This is a genomic window from Veillonella sp. CHU740 (genome assembly GCF_003992055.1).
In the GTDB taxonomy this organism is placed as follows: domain Bacteria; phylum Bacillota; class Negativicutes; order Veillonellales; family Veillonellaceae; genus F0422.
The window spans coordinates 238,010-255,809 of record NZ_RQVD01000001.1; the positions used below are offsets into that span (position 1 = coordinate 238,010).

Annotated in this window: 15 protein-coding genes; all 15 read right to left on the reverse strand. The window is 35.7% G+C overall.

Going from position 1 to position 17,800, the window contains the following annotated elements:
* Positions 1-40 precede the first annotated feature (40 nt).
* The gene (locus EO115_RS01145) at positions 41-2,218 is read right to left on the reverse strand and encodes a phage tail fiber protein (protein ID WP_126937154.1); all 2,178 of its coding nucleotides are present in this window, start codon (positions 2,216-2,218) and stop codon (positions 41-43) included.
* Positions 2,172-6,776: a glucosaminidase domain-containing protein gene (locus EO115_RS01150; RefSeq protein ID WP_126937155.1), complete on the reverse strand. Its 4,605-nt coding sequence runs from the start codon at positions 6,774-6,776 to the stop codon at positions 2,172-2,174. The genes EO115_RS01145 and EO115_RS01150 overlap by 47 nt, the downstream gene beginning before the upstream one ends.
* Before the next feature lie 27 nt (positions 6,777-6,803).
* Positions 6,804-8,843: a hypothetical protein gene (locus EO115_RS01155; protein WP_126937156.1), complete on the reverse strand. Its 2,040-nt coding sequence runs from the start codon at positions 8,841-8,843 to the stop codon at positions 6,804-6,806.
* Positions 8,844-8,845: 2 nt separating this feature from the next.
* Positions 8,846-9,610, reverse strand: coding sequence for a hypothetical protein (locus EO115_RS01160; RefSeq protein ID WP_126937157.1), 765 nt, complete (start codon positions 9,608-9,610; stop codon positions 8,846-8,848).
* 19 nt (positions 9,611-9,629) lie between these two features.
* The gene (locus EO115_RS01165; protein ID WP_126937158.1) at positions 9,630-11,960 is read right to left on the reverse strand and encodes a hypothetical protein; all 2,331 of its coding nucleotides are present in this window, start codon (positions 11,958-11,960) and stop codon (positions 9,630-9,632) included.
* A gap of 1 nt (position 11,961) precedes the next feature.
* Positions 11,962-12,534 carry a hypothetical protein gene (locus tag EO115_RS01170; protein WP_164724020.1) on the reverse strand — a complete coding sequence of 191 codons (573 nt, stop codon included), beginning with the start codon at positions 12,532-12,534 and terminating at the stop codon, positions 11,962-11,964.
* 108 nt (positions 12,535-12,642) lie between these two features.
* A complete protein-coding gene (locus EO115_RS01175; protein WP_126937160.1) occupies positions 12,643-13,614 on the reverse strand; it encodes a phage capsid protein in 972 nt (323 codons plus the stop codon).
* A gap of 14 nt (positions 13,615-13,628) precedes the next feature.
* Positions 13,629-14,363: a hypothetical protein gene (locus tag EO115_RS01180; RefSeq protein WP_126937161.1), complete on the reverse strand. Its 735-nt coding sequence runs from the start codon at positions 14,361-14,363 to the stop codon at positions 13,629-13,631.
* Positions 14,347-15,858, reverse strand: a complete 1,512-nt coding sequence (locus EO115_RS01185; protein ID WP_126937162.1) for a portal protein — start codon at positions 15,856-15,858, stop codon at positions 14,347-14,349. The genes EO115_RS01180 and EO115_RS01185 overlap by 17 nt, the downstream gene beginning before the upstream one ends.
* 13 nt (positions 15,859-15,871) lie before the next feature.
* Positions 15,872-16,105 (reverse strand): hypothetical protein, encoded by a 234-nt coding sequence (locus EO115_RS01190; protein ID WP_126937163.1) that lies wholly within the window; start codon positions 16,103-16,105, stop codon positions 15,872-15,874.
* On the reverse strand, positions 16,102-16,344 hold the full coding sequence (locus EO115_RS01195) for a DUF3310 domain-containing protein (protein ID WP_126937164.1): 243 nt from the start codon (positions 16,342-16,344) through the stop codon (positions 16,102-16,104). The genes EO115_RS01190 and EO115_RS01195 overlap by 4 nt, the downstream gene beginning before the upstream one ends.
* A complete protein-coding gene (locus EO115_RS01200; RefSeq protein ID WP_126937165.1) occupies positions 16,341-16,538 on the reverse strand; it encodes a hypothetical protein in 198 nt (65 codons plus the stop codon). The genes EO115_RS01195 and EO115_RS01200 overlap by 4 nt, the downstream gene beginning before the upstream one ends.
* A gap of 3 nt (positions 16,539-16,541) precedes the next feature.
* A complete protein-coding gene (locus EO115_RS01205) occupies positions 16,542-17,363 on the reverse strand; it encodes a hypothetical protein (RefSeq protein ID WP_126937166.1) in 822 nt (273 codons plus the stop codon).
* The gene (locus tag EO115_RS01210) at positions 17,323-17,520 is read right to left on the reverse strand and encodes a hypothetical protein (protein WP_126937167.1); all 198 of its coding nucleotides are present in this window, start codon (positions 17,518-17,520) and stop codon (positions 17,323-17,325) included. Before EO115_RS01210 ends, EO115_RS01205 begins: the two co-directional genes overlap by 41 nt.
* A 15-nt stretch (positions 17,521-17,535) precedes the next feature.
* Entirely contained in the window at positions 17,536-17,754 is a 219-nt protein-coding gene (locus EO115_RS01215; protein ID WP_126937168.1) for a hypothetical protein, read from the reverse strand.
* Positions 17,755-17,800: the final 46 nt, after the last annotated feature.

A 17,800-nucleotide genomic window follows, 5' to 3' on the forward strand; every position in this document is an offset into this window, starting at 1 on the left:
TGCTCCTTTCATATAAAAATAATGCTATATACATTTCGTACTATATCCCTAAGGCAATATACTTATAACCTTGTTTATAAGAAAGACGGTCAGTTCGGAAAGATGAGTTAGTTACACTCGCTATATACCATTCTTTAATCACTAGTTCACTTGTACTATATTCCTCGTTATACATATAGCCAACCCTTAAAGCGATTAAACAACGATTGGGAAACGTAATAGGAAATGCCGTTACAGTATCCGTATCTGTTCTGTTTTGATAAATTCCTCCTTGGATAATTAGACCACCAAATGCTTGCCCTAAACACAAATACCATGCTGATTCATTACTAAAATCATATCTTACACCTTTGCTTTTTAATAGCTCTGTAATATCTACATTTGCATTACCTAACAGTTCTTTCACCACTGCCAGTGTAGGGACAAGGTTTGTATTTGTATCTGCTTTATTATTGGTAAACAATTTCAAAAGACTAGCTGTATCACCTTTGGTAATAGTCAGTCCCTCATTATGTTTTGCAATATCCGTAACGGTTGCATCATAATCTCCATGATAGTGCCATGCCCCCCACGCATTATAGAATGTTCGATAGCAAATATTACAAGGCTTGTTATTCGCACCATAAGAGTAGAATACTTGTGTAATCTTGTTAGTATCACTTTTAATAACCTGTACTACACCATAGTAGTAAACACGTGTAGCACTCGGTGCATTTCTCCACCCCCACATGCTTGCTGTTGCTTCATACATACCAGTATCTGTGAGATTATTCCAATCGTTGATACCAGTAGGCATAGGCTTCATGCTCATGTATTTGTTTAGGTTATGTGCGGTTGTGTCTGTATTGTGTTCACTAATTTTAGTGGTAATAGTACTGTTAATATCAGCTTTCAATGTACTATTATTTGCATTGATTTTAGAGGTGATGTCAGAACTAATCTCACTCTTTAATGTACTATTATTAGCACTAATTTTAGATGTAATTAAACTTTCATTTGCTCGTGCTTGTGACGCGTTGTTTTCATTAATCTTTCGTGTAATCACTGCTTCATGTACACTTGCTTGTGCAAGGTTATTTTCTGCAATTCGATTGTTAATCAAGGCTTCTTGTTTAGACAACAAAGAATTTGCAATATCCTTTTTTGTCTTTTCATCAAGTACACCACTTTTTAGCTTTTCTGATGCACTTTCGATTTGTTCCTTTACTTCATTCGCTGTACGAATGGTTGTATTTAATGTGGATGTAACACTATTAGCATTTGATGTAAGTTCTTGTTTTAGTGTATTAGCTTGTGCTGTTAGTTCTTGTTTAGCACTGGTGATACGATCATTGATAGCACTAGTAGTATTATTAATCCTTGTATCAATTTCACGATTCACTGTAGCTACTTTACTATTAATAGTATTGGTTGCATTGGTTAGTTGTTGTGTTAGGTCACTTTTAGCACTATTGATATGGCTTGTTACATCAGTGGTTGTCCGTTCCCCTAATTGAGTGATAGCTGTTGTTGCTTTGCTTAACTTGTCAGCAATTGCTGTATTTGTTTCTTGGCTTAACCCTGTAATGTCAGCTTTTGCTTTTGTAACCTTGTTTGTAAACTCCATGTTATTTGTGTTCATTTGTTCTGTAACACGTTGTGCTAATTCATTGGTACGTTGTGCCGTAGCATCCACTGCTGACTGCCTAGACAAAACATCTTGTTGTGCTTGTTCGATTGTACTTTTATGTTGTCGTACCTCTGCGGTCAGTTGCTCGACCTCTTCTTTTTGGTGTCTAACGTACCCATAAGGTACTGCATCCATATCATCTGTAGGTGTACCTAAGCGTTTGATACGGCTTCCTTTTACATCCCATGCCTCATCAAGTGCACGTGTAATCGTTTCATCACGTACATTGTCCATTTGCTCCTCTGCAAGATGCATTAATTGGATGTAGGATAGGTTCAAATTATCAGCTTTTAAAATACTATTATCTGTCCACGATACAATACGGTTTGACGGTGTCACTCTGTAAATAATTAAAGACACCCCATTTTGTGGAGGTGCCTTTAAAATTACTTCATTTTGATTGACTATAAAATCTTTTGGTTGTTCTAGCTCTTTACCATTTAATGTTACATGGATAAATGTACTGTTTAAATAATCAAAACTAAATGAATAGTTTTTCTGATTATTTGAAGTAGTCAAGGATACCTTGCTTTTGTACTGTCTTATCATTTTTACCTAGTCCTTTCTTTTCCTGTCTTCTTGCTCTTCGCTCGTTCTTTTCCTGTAGTTGTTGTTGAAAATTAGTTAGTTGCTTTTTGTCTCTATCAGCGGTATCACTCCATAATGCGGTCGCTACACGAATAGGCATAAACTTTCGTATAGGATATAGCTTTTCTAGTTCTCTACCTGCTTTATCGGATTCTTTTTTATTATGTGTCCATATACTATCTATGCCATGTCCTACTCCTCGAATACCACTATAAGCCGTTGCAATTGGTGGTGCATTCTTAACTAATCGCTCTAATGGATTATCATCATCTGCATAGCTACTAACGGTTGTTTTATAACTATCTGATCCAGTTAAAATAGAATGTGCATCTTGTGCATATCCTAAACCACTACCTGTACTACTACGCAATAATCCCGCTGTTATGATATTCTCTGGTGTTAAATGCTCTTCTATCCACTTTTGTTTTTCTTTTGGTTTGTCTTTAAACTTTTCTTCCGCTTTTAAACGTTCACGCATAGCCCAATATATACCTGCTGGAATAGCTGTTGAAAGTGTCATAATTAAATGTTCTCTTTCAGGCTTAGACAACATCCTTAACATGTGTTGATTTACTGCAATTCTACTAAAGTTCCTAAACTGCATCATTAAAGCAAAGAATGGATGTTTACTTGCAAGGTCACTATTGCCAATATTAGGCTGTATGATAATATTTTGACTTTCATTTTGTAGATATGATTTCATCTGTACGTAGCTATGAAAGTCTTCTTTAGCCCATTTTTTCATATCTAATCGGCCATCTTTTGTGTACTTACGTACGGTAGACAAAAAAGCTTCTACATCTGTAATACCTGCTCTTGCAAAGTGTTCCTCACTAAATATATTTGCACGTAATGTACTTTTAAATTTGCCTTGTGAAAAACGAATTAAATCTGTAAACAAATCAGCCTGTATCATCTGAATAGAGTTAGTGGTTAATGGATTCATCATGTTTAGCTTACTAGTTACCATAGCTATTGTGTCTGCCACATTATTGGCCATCCCCAACAATTTTAAAGTAGTACTTTGATTTTCTAGTTCATGTCTAGCATAGGAAGGCTGTGCACCAGGTGAATAAAAACGATCGTGAGCATTTTCATAGCCTAGTACTTCATCTATAAACCGTTGCTTTTGTTCACTAGTTAGATGGATATCTGATAAATCCTCTACTCTTCTTTTAAGAAATGGAATGTAATGGAGTAGGGCTTTACTACCATTAATAGCAATTGCACCAAAACCTTCTGACAATTGGTTACCCATAGCATTCATCATATTAGCACCATAAGATAGTTTACGGAGTAATTGTGATAGTTCAGCTCCTACACCGTCTGTACCTCTTTGTCTGCCTTCAAATAGATACGCTCCAGTAATTCCCTCAAGACTATGTTCTAAAGCATCTAGCTCTCGTTCTGCTTGTGTCTTTGTGATATAACCTTTTCGAACGCTTGTGTCTAGCTCTTCTACTACTCTTTCGTGGAGTTCTTTTACATCTTTGGCAATATCTGTAATACCTGTAGCTTGATATAATCCTACTGCTCCACTTGTTCGATTGGCTTTATATTGCATTGTCATTGGAATATCTTTAACACGAATAGAATCATAGTCAAATAAAGCTCCATTTGGTAATTCTTTTTTTACTGTGTAGTCAAGTGGTACACGTGCTTTCCAGTAGTTTTGCTTACCGTCTTTTGATGGATGTAATGTAAATATTTTTTCATTGTCTAAAGAGGTATGCCAACTTGCCATATCTTTTGCTAGATAATCTATAAAATCTGATGGTATAGATGTAAACTTATCTATCAATCGTTCACGAATTGCATCATCAGTCAAAATTTCACCTGTGGATAAGTCTATCCATTCACCATCTACTTTTTTCATTTCATTTCCATATTTTACTAGTAACTCATCAATAATATCATTATCATACATATAGTGTCTGATAAAGTTATCATCTATTCGTATTGCCTCTCTGAAATACTCTGTCATGAATTTTTTGTATTCTTCATCACTAGCAAATAGGCTGTTAATATATTCAACTTTACCTGCATCAGGAATACGTGTTAATTCATCTATTCCACTGCCACTAAAGTCATTAATTAAGCCACTATTAGCCATAATTTGTTTGTCTTTTCTACGGAATTTCTTGACACCCTCTACTGCTTTTCTAAGTGGTTCGCTCAATTCATCTAGTGTTTTTGTCTTATCCCTATACACTGCATGATAGGCATCGACTACGTCCATAGACCACAATCTCGCTTGTTCATTAGTTGGTAATTTGTACCATCCTTTTTCTTGAATATATTCTTTATAGGTATCTAATACTTCATCTATGATAGGCATATATTCATTTTTAATAATTGTTTTTACAGTCTCTGCATCTAAATGATTAGCATTGTAACGTTGTCTTGTGTCTCTATGTAAAAACTTTCCTAATGTACGTAACGTTGAGGATGTGGAGTTCATAAAAAGACCACTAATATCCCCAATGAATTTACCACGATCTAGCCATTGTCCTATTTTTCTACCTAGTTTTGTCTTACCTAAAAAGCCTAGCTGTGTTTCTTTTCGCACTGATTCTGGATCACGCACACGCTCTTCTAATGCTTCTTTCATTTCATCCCTAAAAGTTTGCCCTGTAGGTGGTTCAGTACGTTCTTCATATTTAGGTGCACCATTTTGAATATCTGCTATCTCTTCTGCATATGGTACATCTTCTTTTGGGAGTTCTTCTACCGATTGTGCTTCTTTTTGTGTCTCTTCAGGTCTAAATGTAATTCTATCTTTAGGTTTAGGCTCAATATCTACATACGGTGTATTATCCAATACTGGGCTATCATGCTGTGCTAAAGACACAAGTTCTTCTTTACTTCTTACTTTTCCGCCTGTTAAGCTTCTACCATCTGATAACGGTATACTAATTGTTTCTACTGGTTCTCCTGTAGCTAGATGTGTTGCGATTGCATCCAAATCACTATTAGATAGTCTTGTATCCATTGCCTCGGATAATTCTTTTTTTATAATGTTATATCCCTTACTTTTTCTGTTACCTTTTAAAAAACTACCTAGACCTTCTGCTGTTGCTTCAAATCCATACTTTTTAGCAAATTTTTGTAAGTCAATGTTTAGTATAGGTTTTGTCTTTACTACTTTATCATCCATGGTAGCTACTGCATCTATACTATCTTTTAATAGCTTCGCTTCTTCTAATTTAGTAGCCTTACCACCTATTCCTTTAGTAAATGGATGTAACAATAGGCCTAGGCCAAAAGAAGACACACTACCTACTAAGAATGCACTACCATAATCTGCTTTAGCTCCTCCTAGCTGTTCTCGTGCTCCTACGTCTACCATATTTAATAGGCCATTTGCTACACCTATTTCTGCGTACTTTGTGATAGCTTTTTCACCAATTTTAGACAAAATTTTACTACCGAATTTAGCACCTAGTTTAGCCGTAAGTGCTTCTTCACCTGCCACTGGTATAAAGTTAATCGGATCAACTGCCGTACCTACCAACGTACCTAAGACACGTCCTGTATTCCATCCACCCTCTTCTATTCTTTGTTGTCTGTCAAAAAAATCTTTTTTGCTATTTATTAATAAATCAAAATGAGCCTTATTGCTTGCATTTGCTTGTGCATACATTAAGGCTCTATATCGTTCATCATCTACACCATCTTGCACACCTAATAGTGTTTTGGCTTGTGCGATGTCATCATTTGTAATTTGTGTTTGTGGATTGTTTTGTAATAGCTTACTTGTAACAGTGCTATATGCTAAGCTATTTTCATTATTTATCCCTGTTTGTACTAAACGCCCTAACCAACTATCGTCTAGTTCCTGTCTAAAGGCATCTTTGAATGTTACTGTATTATTACTAATCCACTTTTGAGCCCTCTCAAAAAAGCCTTCTTCGTGCTTTTCTTTAGGCTCTATCTGTCCTATAGATTTTAGATAATACATACTATCAGGATTAGTTAATGAATTTCCCCATGGTCTTTGAAAATTATCATCTGCTGTCATCTGTGATAAATAATTTTTGTCTGAATATCGTCCAGCACCTGGTACATAGGTTTTATCTGCGAATGCATCAGTACCATCATATTCTTGTGCACGTGCTCGTATCCCTGCTCCATATTCTGCAATAGCTTGTTCTAGTGTTTTATTACTGTTTTTAGGAGGGACAAAATAACCATTACGCCCTAATATCTCTGCTAATTCTTCAGGTGACTGTGCTTGTATTGCCTTTGGATAATATTTTGATAAATATTTAGATTTATAATCTGCGTAGGCATCATCACTATCAAACACCATATAATATAAATTCCCGTCTTCTGGTGGTTGTGGATATGGTGTTGGTTCCACCTGTGTAATACCACCATAGTTATGTGCTTCTCTTGCAAGGGGACTATTACCATCCCCTGTTTCAAAATACATTTGCCCGAATATTAATCTAGCATCAATGCCTGTTTGTTCATGTATCTTATCTGCAATGTATTTTAAACTTCCTAGCCCTGCCATGATAGCCTACCTCCTTTCTTTTGTGTCTTATGAGTAGCCTTTTATTAGATATTCTACTTGGCCTTGTGTGTAAACTTTCTCGTTTGATGGATTATTTATATCTCTTACTCTGAATTGGTATTCACTGCCATTTTGTTCAAATGTTACTTCAGTCGTGCTCCATGCATTAAATGTATTTCTTATTTCAGAAATTGCTCCACCTATTGCATGATTCAATGAATCTATACCTTGTGATTGTGCATAGTACTGCATTTTATTGTATGCCCATTTTGGGTATAGACAACCAGCACTTAATACATAGTTATCTGCCATAATACGTCTACCTTTCTCTAATGCTGTTTCTGCACTATCTCCAGCTAACATAAATGTTTCTGCAAGGTTCACATATTCTGCATATGCTTGTGTAGTTGTATGATCACTAAAATTGTAATAATTTGTGTCATCATCACCTGTATTATAAATATTTGCATCTAATGCCATACCACGTACCGTACTCTTTACACCATCATATATTGTACTGTTTTGTTTATTTACATAAGCTCTTGCCATTGTTTCTAATGCTTGTTGCTCATTTGTATTTGCAATTAAATTGTTCAAAGACACAATATCTGCATAGGCATCTCCTAATAGATTTGGAGCTTGATGTTTTAAATTGTCGTCTAAGAAATGTAACCCCATACGTAGTGCTTCATCCATTTTGCCATTTGCTAAGGATGTTTTTATTTGTCTTGATAAATTCTCTCGTAGTGGTTTACCAATAATGTTATCCATCATTAAATTTGTATAACTTGTTGTGTCTCCACTTGCTAAGTATTCGCTTGCTAGTTCTAACCCTGTTTGGATATATACGCCTTTTGCACCTTCCCCAAACGCACTTAATTCACTTCCGCTTGTTGGTCTGTCTACTTTACCTTGTGCTACTCGTCTTACAAGGTCAGCAATTGCTCCTGTATTTACTGCCTTTTTAGCTTGTGCCATGCGTGCTCTTTGCTCTGCTAATATCGCATTCTTTCGACCATCAATATATGGTGCTATTTGTTTTGCCTTTTCTGGATCTTTTTCTCGTAACTCTGCGAACTTTTTATCTACGGCTTGTATGGTTGTTATTTTATTTAAGTCATCCATCATGTTGGTAAACTGTTCATTTCTAATTTGTGCCCCATATTTATATGCTAGATCATAATATGCTGTTGGAGACACAATATCTTTTACTAATTTACCATTAAAGGCTTGATATTCTCCTAGTTCATCCAGTACATCTTTATTACCAGTACTTGCCATTCTTTCCATAAAATTCTGTAATAGCTTTACTTCTGTATCTACATCATGACCTTGTGAGATATTAATTCGGGTCATAATATCCATAAATTTTTCAGCACGTTCTTCTTTTTTTAATTTACTGTACTGCCAATCCCTAGCTAGTTTGTCTATTTCACTTTGAAAGCCTTGTAATCTGTCTCGATACAGTTCTTTATTTTTGTCTTCATGATATGCATTAAACACTGTTTGTGTATTCTCTAATCGTTGGTTATGTAACCCACTTTCAAACGCATATTCATTAGACACACTTTGATTATTCTGTTTGTATTCTTCTAATGCTTTCTGATAAAAATCCTCATAGCTTTGTAGCTCTTCTTCAGCTGTACCTGCTACTTTTCGTCTTTCACGGTAGGCATGATAGTCAGCATTGATTTTGTTATTTAATTCTGCACCACGTAATTTATCTATAATACCTACTGCATATGGATTGTCTGATAAATCATAACCGCCTACATTAGCAAGCATCTCTACTGCCTTTAATGTATGACGGTTTTGGTTATTCTTATACGCTTCTGGTGCTAATGCTTGTGCTATTTTTAAATCTTGTTCATCTTTAGAGTTTTTATAATCTCCATAAGCTACACCTAATGCTTTCATTCCAGTAGCTAAGGCTTCACTGTTATAGTTCTTTTGTGCAAAGATATTATAGTTCACTGGTATACCTTGCAATCGTTCTTGATATACCTGTGGTTCCTGTGGTGTATATTGTTTTTCAATTGCAATTGCATTGCTTGTATTTGTTGGCATTTTTATCTCCTTACAATCTTCAATCTTGATCCATAAGCACTATTAAAATGTAATGCATTATTCATATTATTTGCATAGTTTAATTGAGGAAATGAAGAAAAGATACCATCATATGTATTATCAGACACACCTCGTTTATAAATAAAGCTGTTATCTCCTACATACTTATCATACGGTCTTACATAGCCTGCATAATGATTGTCAGTATAATTGTTATAGCTTTCTCTAAATCCATTAATCATTTGACTTGCTTGTGCACCCTTAAATTGCATATAGCCTTGCAATCCAGCTAATCCCACATTAAGCATATTGCTTAGGATAGAGGGAGCTTTTGGTGGATGTAAATTAGATGTAAAATCTTTTGTTTCTATTAACTTTGCTTCTTTGTTTAGGTCTATTTCGTCTGATTGACGTACATAGTTATCTTTTATTCCTGTCAGTGCTCGTAGTGTATCAGCATGTGTACTTCTTTGTAGTAATCTCCCTGTATTTCCGCCATCTCCATACTCTTCAGCTACTGCACTATCTACACCCCCTTGTAATCCTCTACCTTGCATTGTAATTTTACTAAGGCTAGCTACTGCACTGTCAAACGCATCTCTTCTTTCATGTTCATAGTTTTGGAATGCATAGTTCATACTTTTAATTGCACTGTATGCTTGAGCTCGCATTGCCTTACCTTCTGCAATCGCTTGTCTTTCTCTTGCTTTATTCTGAAAGATTGCTCCTAACATATTTAAGCCCATTTGTATAAACATTGGGTTCATACACTCCCCCTCCTTTCTTTTAAATTGTTCTGAATCGATTTGTCATGTTCCCCATCCATGTATAACCAATTAAAGTACTAGGTAACGGTGAATCATTTTCTATTGTTATACTTGTGTCTGTATTTGTACCATGTATAGGTATTTTCCATTCACCTGTAATGATTGGGTGTACATTAATTCTATTTACTTCATTACCTACTTTACGTCCTGTAAAATGATACTTTCGAATTGGTTTCCCTGTGCTTTGCACTAAGACAAACATGTTACCTGTTGATGAATATTGTAACTTTAAATACTGTAGGATTAACCTATAGTTATCCATTGGTTGTGTGCCTTCTTGCTCTCTATGTTTAATGTAGATAGTAGATAGTTTAATTTTGTAATTATAAGCAATTCCTACATAAGCTTTTTGGCCATTTAGATTTTCTACAAAAGGTATTGTAACTTTGTTGTCTGTCCCTTCAAATACTCTACCATCGTATAAGACAATAAAGTATTTAAAATCTACGTCCCCTTGTGTTTCAAAATGTTCTTTTGCATTCCAGGTAAAGGTACTTAAGGTTTCATCATATGTACCCTGTAATGTAATGTTTTCTTTTCTGTCCATCATTAAACGATAAGGTTCTTTGTCAAAATCTTCTGTATTAAATGTGATATCCAGTCTTTCAAGACACACAAGGTTATCATATTTCATTAGCATGTATAAGGATGAATTGATAAAGCCTAGCCCTAGGATTTCACCTTTAAATTGCCAATGCGACCAACTCGCTTGTAGTTTATGCTCTTGTGCATATAGATATTTATATACATAGATTTTTGTCTTATCTGCCGTAGACAAAGCAAGCAATAAGTTTTCATTGGTGTTACTGATTAAATCATATACTGTATTAGCTATGTAGTTAGGTACATGGCTTGTTACATCGCTTGCATCCTTAATGGAGCTATCACTCGTTATTGCATAATATTCTTTTACAGAAGTATATTCAGCACGTTTTGATGTGAAATAAATGTTACGTCCACTTACTTCAGGTCTTACCGCTGTATCATTACTAAAGGCTGTAACCTGTGCTAAATAAGCATTCTTAGGACTTAAGACACCCTCTGCATGCAAGATAAATTGTGCGGAGTCACTAAACAATACAAGGTCTTGATTGAATGGTACTGCACTATGCAATGTAGACACCCTAGTACTTGATACACCTAGGTCTATCGGGTCTGTATCAATGATCCCTGTAGCACTATCTACAAAAAAGTTATAGTAATCGCCACTGCAACTAAGACACACATTTTCACCACTAATGAACCCTAAACGGTTACGGAAGAAAAAGATATCTGTAATTTTGTTGTCTATGAATGAAGGGGTAGGGTTGCTGTCTTCATCTCCACTTAATCGTTTATCCCATTCCAGTTCTTTTATTTCGAACGTATTATCACTGTTTCTTACTAGTGCATGTGGCATAGTACTTGCATCAATTGTGGTCTTTACACCATCCTTAACTGTTTCTTTCCATATATTGGCTTTTTCATCATATTTTAAATAATAGTCATCGTCTTTATTTGCATCACCACGAATTTTTACAATATATCCATCAGGAGCGGTGGATGGTAAATCAGTAACTTTTGTTACTTCCCCTCGAATAACTTTCAGTGCTTGATTGTTAAACCCATCACTAGCGGTAACTTTCCCTTCTTTTATGTCTTGTAGGTAAATCCAATGAGCCCCTTTAATATGTTTTCTCCCGTGACTATTTAAACTAGTACTTAATGCGTTTGTTATGTAAATAGTATCTAACCACTTTGTGTCGTCTGGATCTTTCCCTGTAGGTGTTGAATGTAAGGCTATCTCTTTATTATTTAATTTTATAGAGTATAACCTCCCATATTGTCCTTCTTTGATAAAAATTAATACCCCATCTGCATAGGCATTGCTTTCCATATCCTCTTTCATCCTTGTAACTTTTTCTGTATTACATATAAACGTATAATCAGCTTGTGTAATCGTATGTATGTTTTCTAACGGCTTATTTGTTTGTATGTATGGATGTGTTGCATTCTTAATGGTATATTCATTACCTTTTAAATCGAACACTTGTACTCTTTCACCATTAAAAGACACAAAGTACTGTTCTTTTTCATCACGATTAATTAAATGAATTTTAGGCTGTTTGTCTTGTACTAATTGAAATGATTTCAATTTCTTCATTAATACTGTTGGTGGTCTTTTTTGTAGTCCATCAGCTTCTGTACTATATCCATTAATTTGTTCTTCTAATTGTTCTGCATGTCTAAGTATTGGGGGCTGTTGGCTTATACCTGCCACTATGTTCTTGATCGTCTGTGATACTCGCATACTAACCTCTATTCATAAGTTGTTGAATTTCTGAATTGTTCGCCATGCTTGGATGTGTCATATCAATTTCATAACTATAGAATCTTGCTCGTGCTCTTTGTTCTTCTTCGTATAGTTCTTGTGTTACTTGTCCATCCCCTAAATAACGGCTACTAAATAATCTGCTTGCCCTTGCTGTAACGTATCGTTTGAACGCTGTAGGACAATCTTCAAACGGTACTAGAATAACTACACTTACCGTGATTGGAGATGTAAATGTAGATGTGTTATCTGTGAGTGAGAATAAGACACCACTTCTTTCTTGATATACTTTACCGTCCGTTCCTTTTAGTCTTAGGAAAGTAGGGCTCCAATAAATGTATCCTGTTTGTGTGTCTGGTGTTAATGTATATTGTGGATGGTAATTAAAGCTCCATTGTTCTTCTTGTATCTCTTGTAAAACGCTATCTAAAATACGTTTACAATTCATTACATCCACGTTTTCTACTTCTTCTAAAGTATCAACTGGAGCTTCGCCAATACTTGCTAACATTTCATTGATAGCATCTAGTGTTGTATTTGGTGTTATAATCATACTTTTCATCCTTTCTTCAGGACAGTTTACTTTATTTATAATAGAACAGACACAAAAATAGGGAATAGTATTGCTACTACTCCCTTAATTTGTTGTCTTTGGAATATCCTATTTAATGTTGCATACTGCTACTGCTTCTGGTCGTAAACCACCATGTCCCATAGCATATTTTGCCACAATGTGGTCTGCTTGGTATTCCATACGGCGACCATGTTCGATTTGTAAATCTTTTAATTTTAAAGTACCTACGCAAGAACGGTGTCCAGCAATAAATGCTACGTTTGTTAAGTCACTAGGGAATACATGCCCTACACCTTGCATAACGCCATTTGCGGATGTACCTGTGGAAATATTTGGTACTTCGATAACTTTAAAGCCTAACAATTTATCAAGATTACCGTCAACAATTGTAGCTACTGCACCATAATCACGATCAATAGCTGTTTTGCTTGCTAATAAAGAGTTATAGGCTTCTGGAGTGATATATACATATCGTTCATCCATTGGTACATAATTCTTAGTGAATTTTGCACGTACTTCCATTAAACCCTGAATTACTGCATCACCTAATGCTTGCGTGATACCTGTTGCTCCAGCACCTAATGTTTTTGTAATAACAGTACCACCGCCTAAGCCTGGTAATGTTTCTTGCTCTTTAGCAAGTTTTGCCATTTCAGCTAATACGGCTAAGTCTGCATGCTGTGCCAATGTTTCCCCTAATTGTTTGGAGTACTCTTGTCGCCAATCTACGTGGCTCATAGCATTATAAATATCTGTGATTAATACATCAGACACAAGCAAGCCATCAATGTGGATTAACTTCTCGTTGTGTTTCATTTCTGTACGTGTATCATCAAGGTTAGCCCCTGCTTGTAAATAACGTGCTTCTGCACGGCCACTTACTGGGAATTGTGCGGATTTACCGCTCTCAATTGTTTTTACAATGTGGTTAGGCATTACCAATGTTTGGCGGTTGAATGCCGTTAATACCTCACCACTAAATACTTTTAACAAGGAATCAAGTGGTGTACCTGTTCCATTATTTTTACCTGGTTGTTGAATGTTAGTTAAGTTTGCCATTGTTCATTTCTCCTTTAATAATCAAATTTAGAATTAATAACTTTTTGCTCCACCATTTGTGTATAAGCTCTATCTCTTCCGTATCGCTTATCACTCATCGCTTGTTGCATTTCATAGCTACTTGCAAAGCCTTCTTGTACGGCTCCTGTAGCACTGCCCCCACTCATAAACGTAGGGTTATTTGTTCCATAGGTATTTACCATTTGTGTCTTTAACTGCCCTACAGTTGCTTGGATAATACCTAAGTTGCCTGTGTTAATTGCATCATTAAATAGATTGATTGCTGTATCACCTTGTGATTGCACAAAAGACACAAAGGTATTCCACTCTTGCTCATTCCCTACATAGCTTTGTACCGTAGACACAAAAGCATTTGCCTCACGCTCTACGTTACGAATATAGTTATCAATTACTTCTTTAGGGTATCCAGCTTGAGTTAATTTACTTTGTGTCTCATTGGATAAACTACCGTTTTGTAGATATTCATTTTCTACTGCTGTAAAATCTACGCCACGTGCTTCTAAATCTTTTTGTAATGCATTCTCTGTGGCATTAATACTATCTACATCACTTTGGGTAATAGATGTATTAGTACCACTTGTTTCTGTGTTCTGTTGGGTTTGTGTTCCCTCGGTTTGTGTACCCTCTGTTGGTGTAGTTTCGTTAGTCTGTGTTGTGTCTTGTGGAATACTTTCCTCATTAACACTTACTTCATTTGTAACTACGCCTTCATTACTCGTTACCTCCACCTTTTAATCCTCCTTCCATTGCTTGCATACCAATTTGTTGGGCTTGTGCTTCTTCTTGTTCCTGTTGTATTTCTTCCATTGTTTTAACTAACCCTTGCGTATCAATACCGATAGATGTTGCAAGTGATGTAATTAATTGTGGAATTTTTAAGAATGCTATGCCGTTTGGTAAAGCACCTAACATTTGAATAAATGTGCTATATTTACTAAAGTCATGCCCTCGCCCTAATGCTTCCATTCCTGTTGTAATAGTAGGTTCAATAAAGCCGTCTGGTAGTTGTACTACTTCACCACGGCTCATGAGTTTTGCTAACAGTTGCCGTATAAGTGGTAGTTGTAACTCTTGCGTAAGGATCGCATAGACACCACCTAGGGTATCTTCTAACTCACGTGCTACCATACGAACCTCTTCAGCCGTTACCCGTTCAGCATTTCGTTGTACTGCACTACTAATCAAAAAGACAAAACTCAATCGTTGCTCGATGTTATCCATGTAGTTTTTTGCGATAGCTAAGTCGTTATACTTTTGTGTCTGTAGTACTTGCACATCCTCGACTCGTCCATCTATAAAATCACCACTTTTTGCTTCTTGTAGTTTTCGTGCTCTCGTCACGCCATTAGGGTGTACAAGGTAAATGATTTTACTCATTACTGCGGATGTGAAAGATAATGCCTTTCCGTGGTTCTGCAATTCTTTTAAATCACCGTAGTATTGTTCTACAAACGAACGCCCATAATGTTCCCCATCCTGTTTACTCATTCGAATAGGTATATAAGGGCTTTTATTAATTGGAAATGTTTGGTCACTCCCTGCCACACGTTTACCGTTTAATTCCTGGAAAGACACAAATTTATCTTGCTCTCTTACAATTAGTGTGTAGACTTCAAGCACTGTATCTTCTTTTGTACTTTCATCTACCATCGATAACAATTGTGGCGGTAGTGATCGTTTTGTTACTTTATCCCTTGTACATATCCTTAGGATGTTACCGATTGCATCACGCTCTACTACATAATCATGTAGGCTATATAACCTACTTCCGTTTTCTTTTGGAGGCAAAAAAAGAAGGCAATTTCCAGTTACTAATAACTGCAATATGCCTTCTTGAATGGTAATTCGTATTTGGTTTTCTTCAATACTGCGAATGATTGTGTCTTCAATCTGCATCAGCTGTTGCTCCACTTCAGCTATTTTGTCTTCATGTCCTACTAATTGTCCTTTCATTTCAGGTGTTAGCCCTAGTCTAAAGAACTTTTCATTAGGCGGAAATAAAGCAAGCATGAGTTTTGATGTTAAGTTATTAACACCACGTGCACCAATGCTTGAATATAAATCATCTAGTGCCTTGTTACCATCGTCTGTTTCTTCACGGAATAAGATAGGAATAGTGACTTTAGCATTTTTAATTCCCCTATCTATATAGGGTTGTTTTGCTTGTGAAAGCTTTTTAAATACTTCTTTAGCTAATATTGCTTGTTCCTGTTGTGTCGCCATATCTTTTTATTCCTTACATATTTGTTGCATTATAATCTGTACCGCCTGTGTTACGATCAATTAATAATGACTTACGGCCTTTCTTCTGTTTTGTCTGCCCTAATTGTGGTGCTTCAGGTGTTTCTGCTTCTGTTTTTGGCACCAGGTCTTGTGCTCTAACCGTTGGTTGTGGAATTGTAATTGTTTTATTTCCACCTCCAAATAATCCTCCAAAGATACTACCTAAAAGATGTCCTAAAAAACTCATTCTGTCTCACCCCCTTTCATTTCATTTTCAATTAGCCATTGTAAATATACTTTTGCTTTTTCTAAATCTTGTACTTTGTTGTCTTTCTTTCCAGCACGGATAAGATACTTTAATGTATTTCCATGACAGAAACCACTAAATTCTTCTTTAGACAAAACAGCCCTAAGCACATCTATACTTTCAATGTCTCCTAAGCCTTTCAATTTATAATGACTAGGAGATACTACTGGGTCATTCATACGTTATACCTCTTTTCGTCTTGTTCCTGTTTAATACGATGTAACAGTGCTAGTAGTTCTGTTCTAAGACACAAAGCACCGATTACTTTATCACTATTCCATCCTTGCTTATTAAGTAGATAGTCTAAACTAAAATTCTCTTCAATAAATTCTACAAGGTTACTATGTACATATACATCTTCACGATTTACCATAATTTAAAAGTCCTCCTGTTGTGCTTTTAAATCTAAGATAGGTAGTTTCTTTTTGTCTGTATTTGGTAGCCATAACCGGATACGTTGGTTCTTTTTGTCGTAAAAACCTTTACGTAAAATAAAAGCAAGGCGTGCATTCGTGAGGGCTTCCTCTTCTGTGCTACCTTGCTTTTTATACATATTCACAACGTTTGTCCAATTGTATCCTTCTTTGTCTAGGTGTCTTTCTGCTCTTGAGATACCTATGTTAGGACACCCTTTATAATTGTCAGTAGGATCACCTGTTAACGTTTGGATTAGATGAAAGTTATCTGATGCTTCTTTATCGTACTCATAAAATATATTACGTGAAAAGTCATAAAATCTGCTAGGGACTGTACGTAAATCCTTATCACCACTGATTACAATTGTGTCTTTAGAGTTTGCTTGTAACCCTAAGCAATCATCGGCTTCAAGCCATGGTAGACAAACAGCATTATAACTATTCATTACCCATTCTCTCATAGGTGCATATAATATTGGCCGTCTTTTCTCACCACGGTTTGCTTTATAATCAGGGTAAATAAGGTTTCTAAAGTTGTGCTCATTGTCTGATAAACACATAATTACTTCATACTCCCCCTCTATCTCCCAATGTTCACATACTAACTCAATTAAATCTCGTACGTGATTATCAAAATGGATAATAGCTTCATTTAAAGTGCCATGTAATGTATATAAATCATCATACCAATGTACTACATGTTCTGCCTTTTCACATGCGATATATAATAGCATGTCTGCATCAAATAATAGTTTCGTCAAAGCCATTTTCACTAAACCCATGAATGTAGCCACGTAAATAAGCTACTTTGTTGTTTGCATTATTTAATTCTAATCGGTAATTGTCTACATCATCTGTTAAGGTCTCTACCGTATTTTCTAAGACAAAAATTTTTGTCTGTAAATCTCTGATACGTTTTTCGTAATCTTCAGTAGTCATATCTTATTTGCTCCTTTACCAATCTAAAAGTTTTATAAGTACTTGCTGTGTAGGTAATAGCATTGGAATCGCTAAGCCTAAAAAGGCTAAAAGTAACCCACATATAGTTAGTTTAAAATTATGTAAATCTGCGTTTATACCAGTCATAAGTAATCCAATTGGAATACATGTAATAGCCACTAAGAACTTAGATGTAATATATACATCCATCAAATACTCATGCCATGGTGTCATACTAATACCTCCTTACGTTTCGTCTCCATTGGAATGTCTTTCTGTT

Bases quoted from the DNA above. Each gene is read 5' to 3' on its own strand.
- EO115_RS01165 (WP_126937158.1), bottom strand. From the start codon at position 11,960: ATGCGAGTATCACAGACGATCAAGAACATAGTGGCAGGTATAAGCCAA.
- EO115_RS01200 (WP_126937165.1), bottom strand. From the start codon at position 16,538: ATGGTAAATCGTGAAGATGTATATGTACATAGTAACCTTGTAGAATTT.
- EO115_RS01205 (WP_126937166.1), bottom strand. From the start codon at position 17,363: ATGGGTTTAGTGAAAATGGCTTTGACGAAACTATTATTTGATGCAGAC.
- EO115_RS01150 (WP_126937155.1), bottom strand. From the start codon at position 6,776: ATGGCAGGGCTAGGAAGTTTAAAATACATTGCAGATAAGATACATGAA.
- EO115_RS01175 (WP_126937160.1), bottom strand. From the start codon at position 13,614: ATGGCAAACTTAACTAACATTCAACAACCAGGTAAAAATAATGGAACA.
- EO115_RS01185 (WP_126937162.1), bottom strand. From the start codon at position 15,858: ATGGCGACACAACAGGAACAAGCAATATTAGCTAAAGAAGTATTTAAA.
- EO115_RS01210 (WP_126937167.1), bottom strand. From the start codon at position 17,520: ATGACTACTGAAGATTACGAAAAACGTATCAGAGATTTACAGACAAAA.
- EO115_RS01170 (WP_164724020.1), bottom strand. From the start codon at position 12,534: ATGATTATAACACCAAATACAACACTAGATGCTATCAATGAAATGTTA.
- EO115_RS01145 (WP_126937154.1), bottom strand. From the start codon at position 2,218: ATGATAAGACAGTACAAAAGCAAGGTATCCTTGACTACTTCAAATAAT.
- EO115_RS01190 (WP_126937163.1), bottom strand. From the start codon at position 16,105: ATGAGTTTTTTAGGACATCTTTTAGGTAGTATCTTTGGAGGATTATTT.
- EO115_RS01215 (WP_126937168.1), bottom strand. From the start codon at position 17,754: ATGACACCATGGCATGAGTATTTGATGGATGTATATATTACATCTAAG.
- EO115_RS01155 (WP_126937156.1), bottom strand. From the start codon at position 8,843: ATGCCAACAAATACAAGCAATGCAATTGCAATTGAAAAACAATATACA.
- EO115_RS01160 (WP_126937157.1), bottom strand. From the start codon at position 9,610: ATGAACCCAATGTTTATACAAATGGGCTTAAATATGTTAGGAGCAATC.
- EO115_RS01195 (WP_126937164.1), bottom strand. From the start codon at position 16,344: ATGAATGACCCAGTAGTATCTCCTAGTCATTATAAATTGAAAGGCTTA.